Source organism: Agarivorans litoreus, assembly GCF_019649015.1.
Taxonomy (GTDB): Bacteria; Pseudomonadota; Gammaproteobacteria; order Enterobacterales; family Celerinatantimonadaceae; genus Agarivorans; species Agarivorans litoreus.
Map to the genome: position 1 here is coordinate 3,671,061 of NZ_BLPI01000001.1, position 13,832 is coordinate 3,684,892.

At 43.7% G+C, this 13,832-nt stretch carries 14 protein-coding genes; 10 read left to right on the forward strand and 4 right to left on the reverse strand.

The window, feature by feature from the left end; genetic code table 11:
• The first annotated feature begins 31 nt into the window (after positions 1-31).
• The 5 genes from prfA to nlpI all read left to right on the forward strand — a co-directional run bounded on the left by prfA (position 32) and on the right by nlpI (position 4,640).
• Positions 32-1,123, forward strand: coding sequence for a peptide chain release factor 1 (prfA, locus tag K5L93_RS16905; RefSeq protein ID WP_220720877.1), 1,092 nt, complete (start codon positions 32-34; stop codon positions 1,121-1,123).
• A 1-nt stretch (position 1,124) separates the two neighbouring features.
• A complete protein-coding gene (gene prmC, locus K5L93_RS16910; protein ID WP_246615076.1) occupies positions 1,125-1,964 on the forward strand; it encodes a peptide chain release factor N(5)-glutamine methyltransferase in 840 nt (279 codons plus the stop codon).
• A 51-nt stretch (positions 1,965-2,015) separates the two neighbouring features.
• A complete protein-coding gene (locus K5L93_RS16915) occupies positions 2,016-2,780 on the forward strand; it encodes a SirB1 family protein (RefSeq protein WP_220720878.1) in 765 nt (254 codons plus the stop codon).
• Positions 2,781-2,790: 10 nt separating this feature from the next.
• Positions 2,791-3,648: a 3-deoxy-8-phosphooctulonate synthase gene (gene kdsA / locus K5L93_RS16920; protein WP_220720879.1), complete on the forward strand. Its 858-nt coding sequence runs from the start codon at positions 2,791-2,793 to the stop codon at positions 3,646-3,648.
• Positions 3,649-3,770: 122 nt separating this feature from the next.
• Entirely contained in the window at positions 3,771-4,640 is an 870-nt protein-coding gene (gene nlpI, locus K5L93_RS16925; protein ID WP_220720880.1) for a lipoprotein NlpI, read from the forward strand.
• A gap of 19 nt (positions 4,641-4,659) precedes the next feature.
• Here the strand turns inward: nlpI and K5L93_RS16930 are convergent, their stop codons facing one another.
• Together K5L93_RS16930 and ubiU are read right to left on the reverse strand one after the other, a co-directional pair.
• Entirely contained in the window at positions 4,660-5,532 is an 873-nt protein-coding gene (locus tag K5L93_RS16930) for a U32 family peptidase (protein ID WP_220720881.1), read from the reverse strand.
• A gap of 13 nt (positions 5,533-5,545) precedes the next feature.
• Positions 5,546-6,544: a ubiquinone anaerobic biosynthesis protein UbiU gene (gene ubiU / locus K5L93_RS16935; RefSeq protein ID WP_220720882.1), complete on the reverse strand. Its 999-nt coding sequence runs from the start codon at positions 6,542-6,544 to the stop codon at positions 5,546-5,548.
• A gap of 404 nt (positions 6,545-6,948) precedes the next feature.
• Here ubiU and ubiT point away from each other — a divergent pair, with 404 nt between their 5' ends.
• The 3 genes from ubiT to K5L93_RS16950 all read left to right on the forward strand — a co-directional run bounded on the left by ubiT (position 6,949) and on the right by K5L93_RS16950 (position 10,646).
• Positions 6,949-7,437: a ubiquinone anaerobic biosynthesis accessory factor UbiT gene (gene ubiT / locus K5L93_RS16940; RefSeq protein WP_220720883.1), complete on the forward strand. Its 489-nt coding sequence runs from the start codon at positions 6,949-6,951 to the stop codon at positions 7,435-7,437.
• Between the two features lie 123 nt (positions 7,438-7,560).
• Positions 7,561-8,727: a sugar ABC transporter substrate-binding protein gene (locus tag K5L93_RS16945; RefSeq protein ID WP_220720884.1), complete on the forward strand. Its 1,167-nt coding sequence runs from the start codon at positions 7,561-7,563 to the stop codon at positions 8,725-8,727.
• A complete protein-coding gene (locus K5L93_RS16950) occupies positions 8,727-10,646 on the forward strand; it encodes a sensor histidine kinase (RefSeq protein WP_220720885.1) in 1,920 nt (639 codons plus the stop codon). The genes K5L93_RS16945 and K5L93_RS16950 overlap by 1 nt, the downstream gene beginning before the upstream one ends.
• On the opposite strand, the gene K5L93_RS16955 is transcribed toward K5L93_RS16950, so the two are convergent.
• Positions 10,643-11,035 (reverse strand): hypothetical protein, encoded by a 393-nt coding sequence (locus K5L93_RS16955; protein ID WP_220720886.1) that lies wholly within the window; start codon positions 11,033-11,035, stop codon positions 10,643-10,645. The two genes, K5L93_RS16950 and K5L93_RS16955, sit on opposite strands and share 4 nt — an antisense overlap.
• A 48-nt stretch (positions 11,036-11,083) precedes the next feature.
• Entirely contained in the window at positions 11,084-11,632 is a 549-nt protein-coding gene (locus K5L93_RS16960; RefSeq protein WP_220720887.1) for a L,D-transpeptidase family protein, read from the reverse strand.
• A gap of 287 nt (positions 11,633-11,919) precedes the next feature.
• On the opposite strand from K5L93_RS16960, the gene K5L93_RS16965 reads away from it, so the two are divergent.
• Together K5L93_RS16965 and K5L93_RS16970 are read left to right on the forward strand one after the other, a co-directional pair.
• Positions 11,920-12,639, forward strand: a complete 720-nt coding sequence (locus K5L93_RS16965) for a substrate-binding periplasmic protein (RefSeq protein WP_220720888.1) — start codon at positions 11,920-11,922, stop codon at positions 12,637-12,639.
• Between the two features lie 161 nt (positions 12,640-12,800).
• Positions 12,801-13,805 (forward strand): TAXI family TRAP transporter solute-binding subunit, encoded by a 1,005-nt coding sequence (locus tag K5L93_RS16970; RefSeq protein WP_220720889.1) that lies wholly within the window; start codon positions 12,801-12,803, stop codon positions 13,803-13,805.
• Positions 13,806-13,832 lie beyond the last annotated feature (27 nt).

Sequence of the window (13,832 nt, forward strand, 5' to 3'; positions counted from 1 at the left end):
AGCGAAGTGTTGCGTTTAACAGAGAGAAAGCATGAAAGCGTCAATTTTATCCAAACTTGAAACCTTGCAAGAGCGTTATCAAGAAGTTCAGGTTTTGCTGGGCGAGCCAGACATTATTTCTGACCAAGACAAGTTTCGCGGATTAACCAAGGAATACTCTCAGCTTGAAGAAGTAGTAAATTGTTTTACTGCCTACCAACAAGCTCAAGAGAATTTAGAGTCAGCAAATGAAATGCTACAGGACGATGATCCTGAAATGCGTGAAATGGCTGAGATGGAAATTGACGAAGCTAAACAAAGCATGGAGACCTTATCAGAAGAGCTTCAGCTTTTATTGTTACCTCGTGACCCTAACGATTCGCGCAGTGTTTTCTTAGAAATCCGTGCCGGTGCAGGAGGCGATGAAGCTGCCATTTTTGCAGGTAACCTATTCAGAATGTATAGCAAGTTCTCTGAGAGCCAAGGTTGGCGAATGACTATTATGTCGTGTAACGAGAGTGAGCAAGGCGGCTATAAAGAGCTTATTGCTAAAATTGACGGTGAAGACGTATACCGTTTGATGAAGTTTGAATCAGGTGGTCACCGTGTACAACGAGTACCTGAAACTGAGTCGCAAGGACGTATTCATACTTCGGCGTGTACTGTGGTCGTGATGCCAGAAATTCCAGAAGCCGAACAAATTGAAATTAATCCGGGTGATTTACGGGTTGATACCTTCCGTGCATCGGGCGCGGGTGGTCAGCACGTAAACAAAACTGATTCTGCAATTCGTATTACCCACATTCCAAGTGGCGTAGTGGTTGAGTGTCAGGAAGAGCGTTCGCAACATAAAAACCGCGCTAAAGCGATGTCGGTATTGTCATCTCGTTTACAAGCTGCAGAAGACGAAAAACGCCGCGCAGAAGAAACTGGTATGCGCCGCGAGTTGGTAGCCAGTGGTGACCGTAGTGAGCGTATTCGTACCTATAATTACCCACAAGGGCGCGTGAGCGACCATCGCATCAACTTAACCTTGTACCGCTTAAACGACATCCTTGAAGGTGAGTTACTGGCCTTGCTTGATCCAATCTTGCAAGAATACCAAGCCGACCAACTTGCCGCCTTAGCAGAAGGTGAAGGCTAAGTTGCCCAGCATTGTCGAGGCTCAGCATTGGGCTAAGCAGCAACTTGCAGGTGGTGAATCGCCCAAGGTTGATGCTAAGGTTATTCTGCAACATGTATTGCAATGCAACCAAACCTATTTGCTCACTTGGCCCGAAAGGGCCTTAAGTGCAGAACAATGGCAGCTTTACCAAGCGCTAGTGACTAAACGTGTGGCGGGTGAGCCGGTGGCTTACATTATTGGTGAGCGAGAGTTTTGGTCTTTATCATTAAAAGTGTCTCCTGCAACTTTGATCCCGCGCCCAGATACTGAAGTTTTAGTTGAGCAAGCACTAAAGAAAGTGCTTAACCACGCCGATACCCATATAGTTGACCTAGGAACCGGCACTGGAGCAATAGCGCTGGCTTTAGCTAGCGAACTTCCAAAAGCGGAAGTATTTGCCAGCGACTTGCACGAAGATGCAGTAAACTTGGCGAAGTACAATGCGAGTGAGTTAGGTTTATCACGGGTTCAGGTTAAACAAGGATCGTGGTTTAGCCCTTTTGTTGGGCAAACGTTTGACTTAGTGGTGAGTAATCCGCCTTATATCGATCCGGCTGACCCGCATTTGTCGCAGGGCGATGTGCGCTTTGAGCCAAGCTCAGCATTAACGGCAGAGCAGCATGGCTTAGCCGATATCGACCATATTGTGAGTCAGGCACCAAGCTATTTAAAAGCCGGTGGTTGGCTATTGCTAGAGCACGGTTTCGACCAAAAGGATGCAGTACAACAGCTGCTCACTGCCAAGGGGTTTGTTGAGGTGTTTACCGAGCAAGACTATGGCGGTATGGATCGGGTTACCGGTGGCCGTATTAAAGAATAAGGCAATACACGAGGTGTGTTGTTAGTACAAGATTGTAAAGGAAAAGCTTGAGTGATTTTTCGAATTTTAGGTATTGAAGAAGAAATCTCTGGGCAGCCTATGGTGCTGGTGCGTAAAACCTTGCATCGACTATGGTTAGATTGGCTCAAACTTAACCCTCTTGAAGAGAAGGTTGAGCTGCGCTTTGAACAGCTTAAAAAGCTGTTTTATGTTGATCTCGGCTTTACCAGTGATTGGCAAGCATACTATCACAGTAAAAATTTATTGATTGGTGAGTCGCTTAGTCGACGTTGCGGCAATGCAACCAGCCTTGCGATGTTATTGCATTACTTTGCTCGCAAGTTAGATATTGAATGTCATGCTATTGCATTTCCCGCCCAAACTATCCTCGTGTTTAAAATGTCGCAGCGCTTTGTTTATTTTGATGCCTGTAATGGTGAAGAGTGCAGCTTAGCTCAACTCGAAGTTATTCATCGAGGTCACAAAGGTAATCTGGCTCGTTTATCACAAGATGACTTAGAACCTATTTCTTCCGCACAAATGACCGAGCGTTGGTTGGCAGAGCTTAAGAGTGCTTGTTTACGTGAAGATGACTTTGAAATAGCGTTGCGGGTTTCTCAAGTATTACTACGCTTAAAGCCTGGTGACCCGCATGAAATGCGCGACCGTGGTTTTATTTATCAACAGTTAGATTGCAACAACGTGGCAATTAACGACTTTGAATATTTTATTGAACAGTGTCCCGATGACCCCTTATCGAAGATACTAAAGGTGCAGATCCACTCGATGGACTCGCAGCCTGCAATTTTGCATTAAGAGGAAAAGCATGCAGCAAAAAATCGTTAATATCGGCAAAATAAATGTGGCTAACGATGCGCCATTTACCTTATTCGCTGGTATGAATGTATTGGAATCTCGTGATTTGGCAATGCGCATTGCCGAGCACTTTGTAGAAGTGACCAACAAGCTAGGCATTCCCTACGTTTTTAAAGCGTCTTTTGATAAAGCCAATCGCTCTTCTATTCATTCTTATCGTGGTCCAGGCATGGAGCAGGGCCTGCGTTTATTAGAAGAGATTAAACAACAGTTCTCAATTCCGGTTATCACCGATGTGCATGAAGTTGCGCAAGCTGCACCCGTGGCAGAAGTTGCCGATGTTATTCAGCTACCTGCATTTTTGGCGCGCCAAACTGACTTAGTGGAAGCAATGGCAAAAACCGGTGCGGTAATTAACGTTAAGAAACCTCAGTTTTTAAGCCCTTCGCAAATGGGCAATATCGTTGATAAGTTTGCAGAATGTGGCAACGAAAAAATCATCTTATGTGAGCGTGGTAGTAACTTTGGTTACGATAACCTTGTGGTAGATACCTTAGGTTTTGGCACCATGAAAAAAGTAAGCAAAGGTTCACCGGTTATTTTTGATGTAACTCATGCTCTGCAATGCCGTGATCCACTGGGTGCTGCATCGGGTGGCCGCCGTGAGCAAGTTGGTGAGTTAGCAAAGGCTGGCATGGCAACTGGCCTTGCGGGCTTGTTCTTGGAAGCTCATCCTGATCCAGATAACGCGCAGTGTGATGGTCCAAGTGCCTTGCCTTTATCTAAGTTAGAACCATTTCTTACTCAAATTAAAGCCTTGGATGATTTGGTTAAGTCCTTTGCTGAACTAGATACCCACTCAAAATAAGAATTTTATCGATAATGCTAAGTTTAGGTTTCCCTAAGCCAGCACTCTTGTTAGGGTTAATAACAATGATGAGCCAAGGTAAGCCTTGCTTTGGCTCAAGCTAGAAGAAAAATGGAAGTGATATGTTAATAAAAGCCTTGCGCACAGGGTGCATGTTAGTAACGTTTGGTTACCTTAGCGCTTGTGCTAGCACTTCGAGTCAAGCTCCACAAACCGTGGTGTTGGCAAAACCTCTGCAAGTTAATTATCAATCCGAAGTTGCTTTGGCTCGCCTTGGGCAAATGCTTAACTCTGGTGAGTACAATCAAGAGCAAATGGCGCAATTGTATTATGAGCGCGGCATTGTTTTTGACCGAGTAGGCTTGCGCGCTTTAGCGCGTTTTGACTTTAATCGAGCAATTCAGTTAAAGCCAGATTTTGTTGAAGCCTACAACTTTTTGGGTGTGTATTTCACCCTAGCGGAAGAATTCGATAGCGCTTTTGAAGCCTTTGACTCCGCCGTTGAACTGGCGCCGGATTATAGCTTTGCTTATTTCTACCGTGGTATAGCGCTTAATTACGCCAACAAGCCGCAGCTTGCTATGGCCGATGTAAATCATTATGCCGACCAAGCGCCTAACGACCCATACCGAGTGCTGTGGCGTTATCTTATTCAGCTAGAGGCGGGTGAGCCCGAAGCCCAGAATGAGCTGGTTGAAGCTTTAAAAACCTACCGCAATGAAGATTGGGGTTGGCAGATTGTGCGTTTATACGCTGGCGAGATTGACCAACAAACTTTCCTAGCTACCACTATGGATGTGCAAGGGGATAACCGCGCCTTGGCTGAGCGACTATGTGAAGCGTATTTCTATATGGCGAAGTTAGCGCAGCGTGCTGGCGACCCACAATTAGCCAGTAGTTACTTTAAGCTTTCACTGGCCAATAACGTATATGACTTTGTTGAGCACCGTTTGGCTTTGTTTGAACTAAATCGTTACGAGAGCCAGATTTAGTTGGCTCTCGCAAGTTAAGTTAATCTTGCTGGCGAATGCCAGCAATTTGATGCCAATATCCATTCACACTATCGGGCGTTGGAAAATGCTCGTTAGTGTTACTTCTCAAGCGAAATGCCTCTAAGTGTTCAATACTCTCTTCACCTAAAGGGCTTATTCTTACAATATCAACCAGCCCTTTCATGCTTTGTTGGTCATTAATTAAGTTGTAGCATTCACCAGAAAGCGTTTGAATACCATTTAGTACAAACAATGGCTGACCTTCTTGACTATTTACCACTCGGCCTGTTGGATAGTTAATACAACAGGTTTCGCAGTTGTCTTTACTTTTGCCTTCTGATTGGGCAGTGAAGCAGCGAGCTGAGTAGGCAAGTGGTAGGTGACCATAAGCAAATACTTCTATTTCAAAACGCTCTCTTATGCCCATCTCTAAACATTCATTACTCAGCTTTTGCAGCCAATCACGAGACAGCTCCACTGGCATTACCCAGCGTTGCATGCCTTGGTCGAGCAATACTTTAAGGGCATAAGCGTTATATATATTAATTGCTGGGCCGCACACAAAAGGCAGTTTCGCTTTATGGGCTTCTTCTACCGCACTAAAGTCGTTGGCTTCAATGGTAAAATCACCATTGTCGATGAGTTTTTTTAAGTTACGGATCTCTGAGGGTGCCTCTAGCAAAGCCATAGTGGAAATAACCACTTGCTTGCCTGCTTGAGACAATTGTTGCCCTAGGTCTATCCAATCTTGCGCCTTCATGTTTCTGCGCTTACTGCACACCGTTTCGCCCAAATAAACAATGTCGGCACTGCTGGCTTTGGCTAAATGGTAAAACTCTTCAATTTGTTGGTTTGGCCAATAATACAAGATTGGCCCAAGTGAGTACTTCATAATCTACCTATAGTTATTGCCAAGCTTTGTGATAAGCACCCAATGTAGTTTGGCTACCTTCTGACAATTTAGCGAGTTGCCCCATCCATTGTTGTTTAGCGGTGTACTGTTCCGGCTGCGCTTGATAGCTATCAATCGCTTCGCGCCATACTTGGGTGACTTGAGCAACGTAGGCTGGACTGCGTTGGCGACCTTCAATTTTTACCGCAGAAATATTGGCGGCAAATAATTCGGGCAGTAATTCAAGGGTATTTAAACTCGTAGGTTCTTCGAGCGCGTGATAGCGTTGCCCATCAACATCAAAACGGCCTTTACATAGTGTCGGGTAACCAGCTGTTTCACTGGGGCCATAGCGGTCGATGAGTATATCGTTTAAACGAGATTCCAAGCCTTGTTCAGTTTCTTGCCAGCGAACAAATGAGGCGGGTGAACAAGCACCTACGGTGTTGGGGGACTCTCCAGTAAGATAAGACGATAAGTAGCAGCGCCCTTCAGCCATTACGCATAAGCTACCAAAGGCAAATACTTCTAGTTCCATATCAGGGCAAGCTCGAGACAATTGTTTAACTTGATGAATAGAGAGAACGCGCGGTAATACCACTCGCTTAACATTAAAGTTTCGCTGATAAAATGCGATTGCTGAAGCATTGGTGGCAGAAGCTTGAACCGATAAATGAACGGTTAAATCTGGGTAGGTGTTTTTGGCGTACTCTAACAAAGCAATATCAGCCAAAATAACCACATCTGCACCAATTGCTACCGCTCTGTCGATGGCTGAATACCATAATTGATGCTGGTCTGGGTGAGCAAAGGTATTGATTGCTATGTGTAATTGACGTTGGTGTTTTTTTAAATAATCTACTGCTTTATCGAGCTTTTTCCCGTCAAAATTGAGACCAGCAAAATGACGGGCATTAGTGGCATCTTTAAAGCCAATATAGATGGCATCGGCACCATGATCCACCGCCGCTTTAACTGCAGGCAAAGAGCCTGCTGGGCAAAGTAATTCCATATTTCCCTCTACTCGAGATTTTTTGTCATTCTACTGGGCTTAGTTAGATGGGATATTGACTCAGCGCAGCTTTGCGCAAGGGAAAACTGCGTAAACTGAGTCACTTACTAGGGTCTGTTGATCTTTGGTGTTGAAATTTTGTTCGAGATAAGCGGGCTTTAATCGCGGCGGGCACTTAGAAGCCTAGTGGGCTAAGCAAGAAGTGCTTAACAAAGAGTAAAGTTCGCTTATCCGAACCCTTCGGGCAGTATTTCTTAGCCATTTATTCAGCGTTAGCGAGTGATTATTAAGCCCACTTAACTGCACACTCACTGCCTTGCCTAAATGGCTAATAAATTGCTGCAAAAACCATCAGCAAAGATCAACAGACCCTAGCTTTATTTGTTAATTTTATGAGGTCTTTAGTGCTTACTCGCTTAAAACAATCTTTAGTCAAAGACATGCCACGTTTGTTAAGTTTGCCAGTTAAAATGTGTCCCTTTGTGCTGCAAGGCAAGGCCATGGAAAAAGCACTGGCATTAAGTTTTTCAGAAGCGATTGAAGAGGGTGATTTAGATTTTTTAGAACAGCGTTGGTTAAAACTTACCGTGAGTGATTTAGCCGCGAGCTGGTATATCACTTTTGATGATGAGCGTTTAAAAGTGCAAGCCAACGCACCGCAAGTTGATGTGAGTTTCTCTGGTGAGCTCAATGACTTTGTGCTGATGATGGGGCGTCAAGAAGACCCCGATACACTGTTTTTTCAGCGTCGCTTAAAGATTGAAGGTGATACTGAGCTAGGTTTAGAGTTAAAAAACCTCTTGGATAACCTTGATATTGATGATCTACCAAGCTGGATGAGCGAGCCGCTGAAGCACGGAGCTGCAATGGTATCTGAATATCGTGTAGCGTAGACCTTATTTATAAAAATTCAATGGCTTAAATGCATGCTATCTCCCGAATACTAAACGCGTTTTAAGCGCAACTTAGTACTTTTGAACTACACTGAAAACAAGGTAGATGATGGAGGGGGTTGCATGCGAGTTTTGCTGCTATTGATAGTGATAGTGACGGCAAATGCTAAGGCTGAGCAATTAAGCTTTCTTTATTATAGAGAGCAAGGGAAGGCGATTTTTCAAAGCTTGATGGATGAGTTTTCAGCACAAAGTCAGCATCAAGTAAGCCTTTATCAAATAACTTCCGAAAGCTTAAAACCTGCCCTTATTAAGTCAGTGTTGCAAGGCTCTGCAGCAGATATCGTTTTTGCCCCTTCCGATATTATTGGCATTGCAGAGCAAGCGAAGTTGTCGGCCGTTCCAGAAGAGTTAATCGACCCATACACTAGTAGTACTTTGCTGCATACTGCGACCATCGACGAACAGTTACACGGGATCCCTATTTTGCAGGGAAACCACCTCATGCTTTTTTATAACCGTCGTTTAGTTGACCAACCGGCTAAGTCTTGGCAACAATTATTAGAGCAAAAAAAACACTTTGATAAGCTTGGTATTGCAACTATTGGCTGGAATTACTCTGAGATGTACTGGTTTGCAGGGTTCTACAATACCTTCGGTGGTAGAATGACACGAGGAAAGCAAATAACGCTTGAAGAAACAGCTATGCAAGATGCGTTAAATTTTTATAAGAGTTTAGCCAAACGTAGTTTAGTCAGTGCTGAATGTACTTATGATTGCGGCTACAAAGACTTTATCGAGGGTAAGGTAGCTTACGCAATTAATGGCGAATGGGCAGTGGCTGACTTTGAGCAACACCTAGGAGATGATTTAGGCATTGCCTTAATTCCGAACATTGGTAGTCGCGCATTTAAGCCACTTTCTTCAAGCCTAGTATTGATATTTCCTAACAATAGTTTAGCGTCAGAAAAGGCAGAAGCGTTGCAAGATCTTAGTAGGTTTTTACAAAGCGAAGCGGTGCAGCGCCGTTTATATCAAGAAGCACGATTTTTGCCAGTAAATACAAATTTGCTGAATCAAGTAAAACAACAATCAAACCCTAATGAAGCCGCGATGTTAGCTCAGTTAGATCAGGCTGTTCCTATGTCGGCAGAGGCCGCTCAAGCTAGTGCATGGTTAGGCTTGCGTAAAGGCTTTGAATTGTTTAGCAAAGGGGTATTAGATGCAGCTAAAGCCAGCGAATATATGCAGCAATTTGCTGAGAGAGATTATAGGCAGACCCAAAAGTAATGATGATAAAGGCTAACCAGCTTAGAACCACTTTAGCGCTTAGTATATTATTAGGGGCTTTATTGCCCAGTATTTTGATTGGCTCTTTTCTTCTGAAGCAAATCTCGGCACAGGATCAGCAAGCAGTTACGCAAACTTTGTATCTTAAAGCCAACAATATTGCGCAAAGCATTCAATATCAAGTAAGGCAGTTATTGCTCGATTTACATAGTCTTGCGCAAGTTAATGACGTGGTGCTTACTCCTACCTCTGCCATTTTTGGCTTCCATTCTAACCAGCTAATTAGTGAAGTACTGCAGCAAAATAGCTGGGCTTCGGCTATTTATATTGTTGATTTAGAGGGGCAAATTATTGAAGGTGCGCCGCTTCAGGCGGAGATATTAGATTTACAGGTGCATTACGCGGCAATTCAACGTTTAAACCAACAGGTTAAACAAGGTAATAAAGAAGCACTAATCGAAGTTTATCAAGATTCGGAGTTTGCTCAACTGGTTGCGAACATTGATGGTATAGATAGTGATTCGGGTTTGTTATTGATGCAGCCGCTGTTACAGAAGAATTTGAATGCTATTGAAGATAGCCAGCAAGTCGGTGCTTTGGTGGTTTTTTTGCCGATGCAGTCAATATGGCGAGAAGCTGCCTCGCGGATCTCTCATCAAGGGTCTTTAGAGTTATTCCACTCGCAACGTTTATTGTTTAAAGGAACCAAAGGCGAGCAACCTAAGCGACGCTTTTATATCGATGTCGATTTGGATTTAGCTAATATGGCAGAGCCTCTCTCGCTGTCATTAAGTGCGCAAAGTCGTTCTCTGTGGGGACTGTTGGTGGAACGACAATCAAATGTGGTGATCGTTCTATTGGTGGTGTTTGTTCTGGTGGCTATTATCGCGGTGGCGATGACGCGACGGATTATTGAACCTTTGGAGCATTTAAGTCACTTGGTGAGTAACTATTCGAAGGGCCGTTACGATACAAAAGTACCGTCGCTAGCCTACGATGAGTTTAATCAGGTTGGTGGATTACTTGAAAGCATGGCTGAGAAGGTTATCCGAGACCAAGAACAGTTAGAGCAACGGGTAGCAGAGCGAACTCAGGAGTTAGAGCAGACTAACTCTACCTTGCAGCATACTTTAGCGAAATTAAACGATACTCAGCTTGAGCTTGTAGAAAAAGAGAAGATGGCGGCGCTGGGGGGCTTAGTTGCGGGCATGGCCCATGAACTTAATACGCCTTTGGGTGTGGGTATAACAGCAGCATCACAGTTAATCAATAATTATCAAACCATTGAACTACAACTTAAAAACGGCACCTTGGCGCGTACTGAGCTTGAAAGTATGCTCCAGCAAGGAGTTGAAGGTGGAAAATTATTAGAGAGTAGTTTGCAACGCTCTGCGGCATTGGTAAATACCTTTAAAGCACTGGCGGGCAGTGATATTGACTCTAGTCTACAACGACTTAATTTAAAAACGTGGCTGGAGCAGCAGTTACAGATGTTTTTACAGCCTTTTACCGATTTACATATACAGCTTACCGTCTCTGGTAGTAACCCAAGTATGTTAGTCAACCAACGGGCGCTAGAGCTGGTGTTGTCTTGCCTTATTGACAACTCCATTCAACATGGTTTTGCCAGCCATAGCTATCCGCATGTAAAGGTAGATATTGAATCTAACCAAGAAATGGTAGAAATCAACTATCAAGATAATGGCAGCGGCGTTTCTAATGAAGATATAAACCTTATTTTCAATCCCTTTTATACCACCGGCCGTAGTTCTGGAAATGTGGGCTTAGGCCTAAATCAAGTATACAACTTGGTTCATCAACACCTGTTAGGTAGCGTAGAAACCTTTAATGCTGAACCTCAAGGTTTGGGTTTTACTATTCGCTTACCGCGTGAGTATGGGAATACTCACCCTGGTTAACCTTTCTTAGGCCAAGTGACAATGCGCCCGTTATCAAAAATGCTGCCTGATTGAGCGACCCTCAAAGAGACAAAAATGTTATCTAAGGCGATATGGCTATGTTGATGGATTACCTTAGCTAAAACGCTAATTAGTTGTTGTTGGCGCTTATCGCTATGTACATCAGGGATAAGCAGCTCAACCATAAGCGGCGGCTGATTAGCTTGTTGCTGGTGATGAACTTGTTGGTTTACAAAGTAGTGACCCGGCTGAATGTAATTCCATTCTATGCTGATATGCTCCAGTTGAATTTTGGCTTGTTGGGCAAAAGCATTGGCTAGCTTGTTTAGTAGGCTAGGCATATCAATGGCGTTGGGTAAGGCTAAGGAGCGAATATGCACGATTGGCATTTACAGCTTCTCCCACTGTTTGTTATTACTTTCCTCTAGCCTAACGCATTACTTAAATTGTTCAAATTGTTGTTGAATTTGTTGATATAGCTCAGCGGTCCACTCTGGGAGATGATCTGGTACCGGGAAAAGCGGTAATAGTCTAGGGTCATGTGGGGCAATAACAACTTGGCTGTTGCCCGGACCAATGCGCTCAACCAATACAAACAAATCTTCTATAGCTTGATCCCCCATAGCTAAACAGCCGACCGAGGATGTTTTACCGTGAATAAATATATTGGAACCGGGTTGATGGCGTTGCTCTTTTTTGGCCATGGCTAAATCAAAGCTATTAGGGTAGTTAAGTTTCATCGATAAATGAAATTTGCTGTTAGGGTTTAGGGCTTCAATTTCATAGATACCTTCTGGGACCTGTAAATCACCTTCACGTAATTTTGGGCCCGCGGTTCCGCTTGCATGGCGTATCCAATAAGTATGAATGTACTTATATCCCTCTCCAGAATCGGCCCATAACTCTAATCTTCGCGAGTGCTTGCTGGCTAACAAGGTGATTTTTTGTGGCGGGTAATCCACTTTTGCCGCCACAAATAGCGGCAAAAGTCGCTTTAGACTATCGTTATGGTAAGTGTTAATTACTTGTTTAATCGACCGTTTGCTCGATGGCAGAGAAGACGGCTCAGACCAATTGCTAGCAAACAGTGAAAAGCTGCAGCAAGCCATAAGTGCAGTGCTGCACAGTCGATAAAAACGCAAAAGTTAATACTCTATCGATTAAGAGAGAGAGAAGTGTACTTGTAGTTGCTGGTGAGCGCCATAGTTGACGCTTTAATGTGAATGAAAGCCGTGATACTTACTCAATCTATATCTCAAGAGGAGGACTTTATTTGCTAGGTTTTAAGCTTGTTGTATTCACCGTTAGCTTGCTTTGTTTTAGCCAACTGAGCGCCCGCACGCTTGAGCAATTAGACTATTACAGTGAAGAATTTTTTCCTTATAACTATGTTGAAGACGGACAAGCGGCTGGTTTTTCTGTTGAATTACTGACACTTATTTTTGCCCAGCTAAATAGTCCCGCGCCAACGGTGAAAATTGTGCCTTGGACGCGCGGTTACGCCATCTTGCAACAACAAGCCTATACCGTTTTATTTTCAACAATTAAAACTGAGCCGCGCAAAAATAAGTTTAAATGGGCGTGCCCGATCAACGTGAGTCGCGGAAAGTTTTATGGTTTAAGTGATAGCAAGCTTGAGATCAGCTCTTTAAAGGATGCTGAAAACTTGAAAATTGCGATTATGAAGGGACAAGCCATTGACGGATTTTTAACTAAATCTGATTTTGCCGCTGAGCTGGTGCCGGTGAAGAGTGTTGAGCAAGCTTTTAAGTTGTTAGCGCTGCGAAGAGTGGATTTAATAGCGTTAACTGAACAAAGTTTGGAAGGACATCTGTCTAGCTTTAAGCCTTTATATACTCTGTTTGAAAATGATTACTGCTTTGCTTTCAATCGTTCAATTAGCCAGCAAGAATTAGCAAGGTTTCAACATGCACTGACGCAGGTAAGACAAACCGAAGCTTTTCAACAGCTCTATCAAAAATACTTCTATTAAGCCTCAAGGCTGCAACTTTAGTCTTACTAGGCTTGTTAATAACTTGTTAATGTCCGTAACTGTGTCTAGGATGAAAATTCAATAAAATCATTACGATTGGCTAATTGCCTATTTGTTTGGCTCTCGCGCTAGCAGGGCTGTTTACTAAGGAGAGTAACATCATGCGTCATTGGTTATGCAAGGTTGCGCTAATCACTAGTGCTTTATCTTTTTCAGTACAGGCCGACACGGGGACAAACTACCTTTTGGCTACCGCCAGCACTGGCGGAACTTACTATCCGGTTGGTGTTGCGCTGGCAACATTAACTAAGGTGAAAATTCAGCCAAAACACAAGGTGAGTGTGTCTGCGATAAACTCAGCTGGTTCGGGCGAAAATATTAAATTGCTACGTGATAAAGAAGCTCAATTCGCCATTCTTCAAGGTTTATATGGTTCTTATGCGGTGAATGGCAGTGGCCCCTTAGAGAAAGAAGGCAAGCAAACTCATTTACGTTCAATCACCATGTTGTGGCAAAACGTAGAGCAGTTTGTGGTTAAAAATGAGCATGCTAAAAATGGTGATTTAAGTGACTTAATGGCCTTAGCGGGTAAAAAAGTCGCTTTTGGTAAAAAGAACTCTGGCACCATTGGTTCTAACCGCTTTTTATTAGGTAACTTAGGCGTAGACATTGATAAACAAATGGAGCTGTTTTCTGCTGGTTATGGTCCTTCCGCAGAAGCGCTACAAAATGGGCAAGTAGAAGCCATTAATACTCCAGCCGGTGCGCCAACTGGCGCAGTAACCAAACTGTTTGCCGCAGCGGCAAAGGATGTGAGCCCATTAGATGTAACCGATGAGCAAATGGAACAAGCTAATGGTGGTTTAGGTCTGTGGACCCGTTATGTTATCCCTGCGGGTACTTATCCAAATCTTGATAAAGATTGGAACACCATGGCGCAGCCTAACTTTTTGGCAGTACATGCAGATGTAGACGAGGAATTTGTCTATTTGCTTACCAAAACCATTTATGAAAACTTAGGCTTTTTACAAGCTATTCATAAAGCGACCAATGCAATGGCCCTAGATAAAGCTTTGGCAGGTTTACCTGCTCCATTGCATCCTGGTGCTGCACGTTACTACCGTGAAGCAGGTTTAAACATTCCCGATAACTTAGTTGCACAATAGTTTTTTTACCTAGGCCTTCGGGTCTAG

Coding starts and splice junctions, on each gene's coding strand:
- K5L93_RS16970 (WP_220720889.1), top strand. CDS start 12,801: ATGCGTCATTGGTTATGCAAGGTTGCGCTAATCACTAGTGCTTTATCT.
- kdsA (WP_220720879.1), top strand. CDS start 2,791: ATGCAGCAAAAAATCGTTAATATCGGCAAAATAAATGTGGCTAACGAT.
- K5L93_RS16945 (WP_220720884.1), top strand. CDS start 7,561: ATGCGAGTTTTGCTGCTATTGATAGTGATAGTGACGGCAAATGCTAAG.
- nlpI (WP_220720880.1), top strand. CDS start 3,771: ATGTTAATAAAAGCCTTGCGCACAGGGTGCATGTTAGTAACGTTTGGT.
- ubiU (WP_220720882.1), bottom strand. CDS start 6,544: ATGGAATTACTTTGCCCAGCAGGCTCTTTGCCTGCAGTTAAAGCGGCG.
- prfA (WP_220720877.1), top strand. CDS start 32: ATGAAAGCGTCAATTTTATCCAAACTTGAAACCTTGCAAGAGCGTTAT.
- K5L93_RS16955 (WP_220720886.1), bottom strand. CDS start 11,035: ATGCCAATCGTGCATATTCGCTCCTTAGCCTTACCCAACGCCATTGAT.
- K5L93_RS16930 (WP_220720881.1), bottom strand. CDS start 5,532: ATGAAGTACTCACTTGGGCCAATCTTGTATTATTGGCCAAACCAACAA.
- K5L93_RS16950 (WP_220720885.1), top strand. CDS start 8,727: ATGATGATAAAGGCTAACCAGCTTAGAACCACTTTAGCGCTTAGTATA.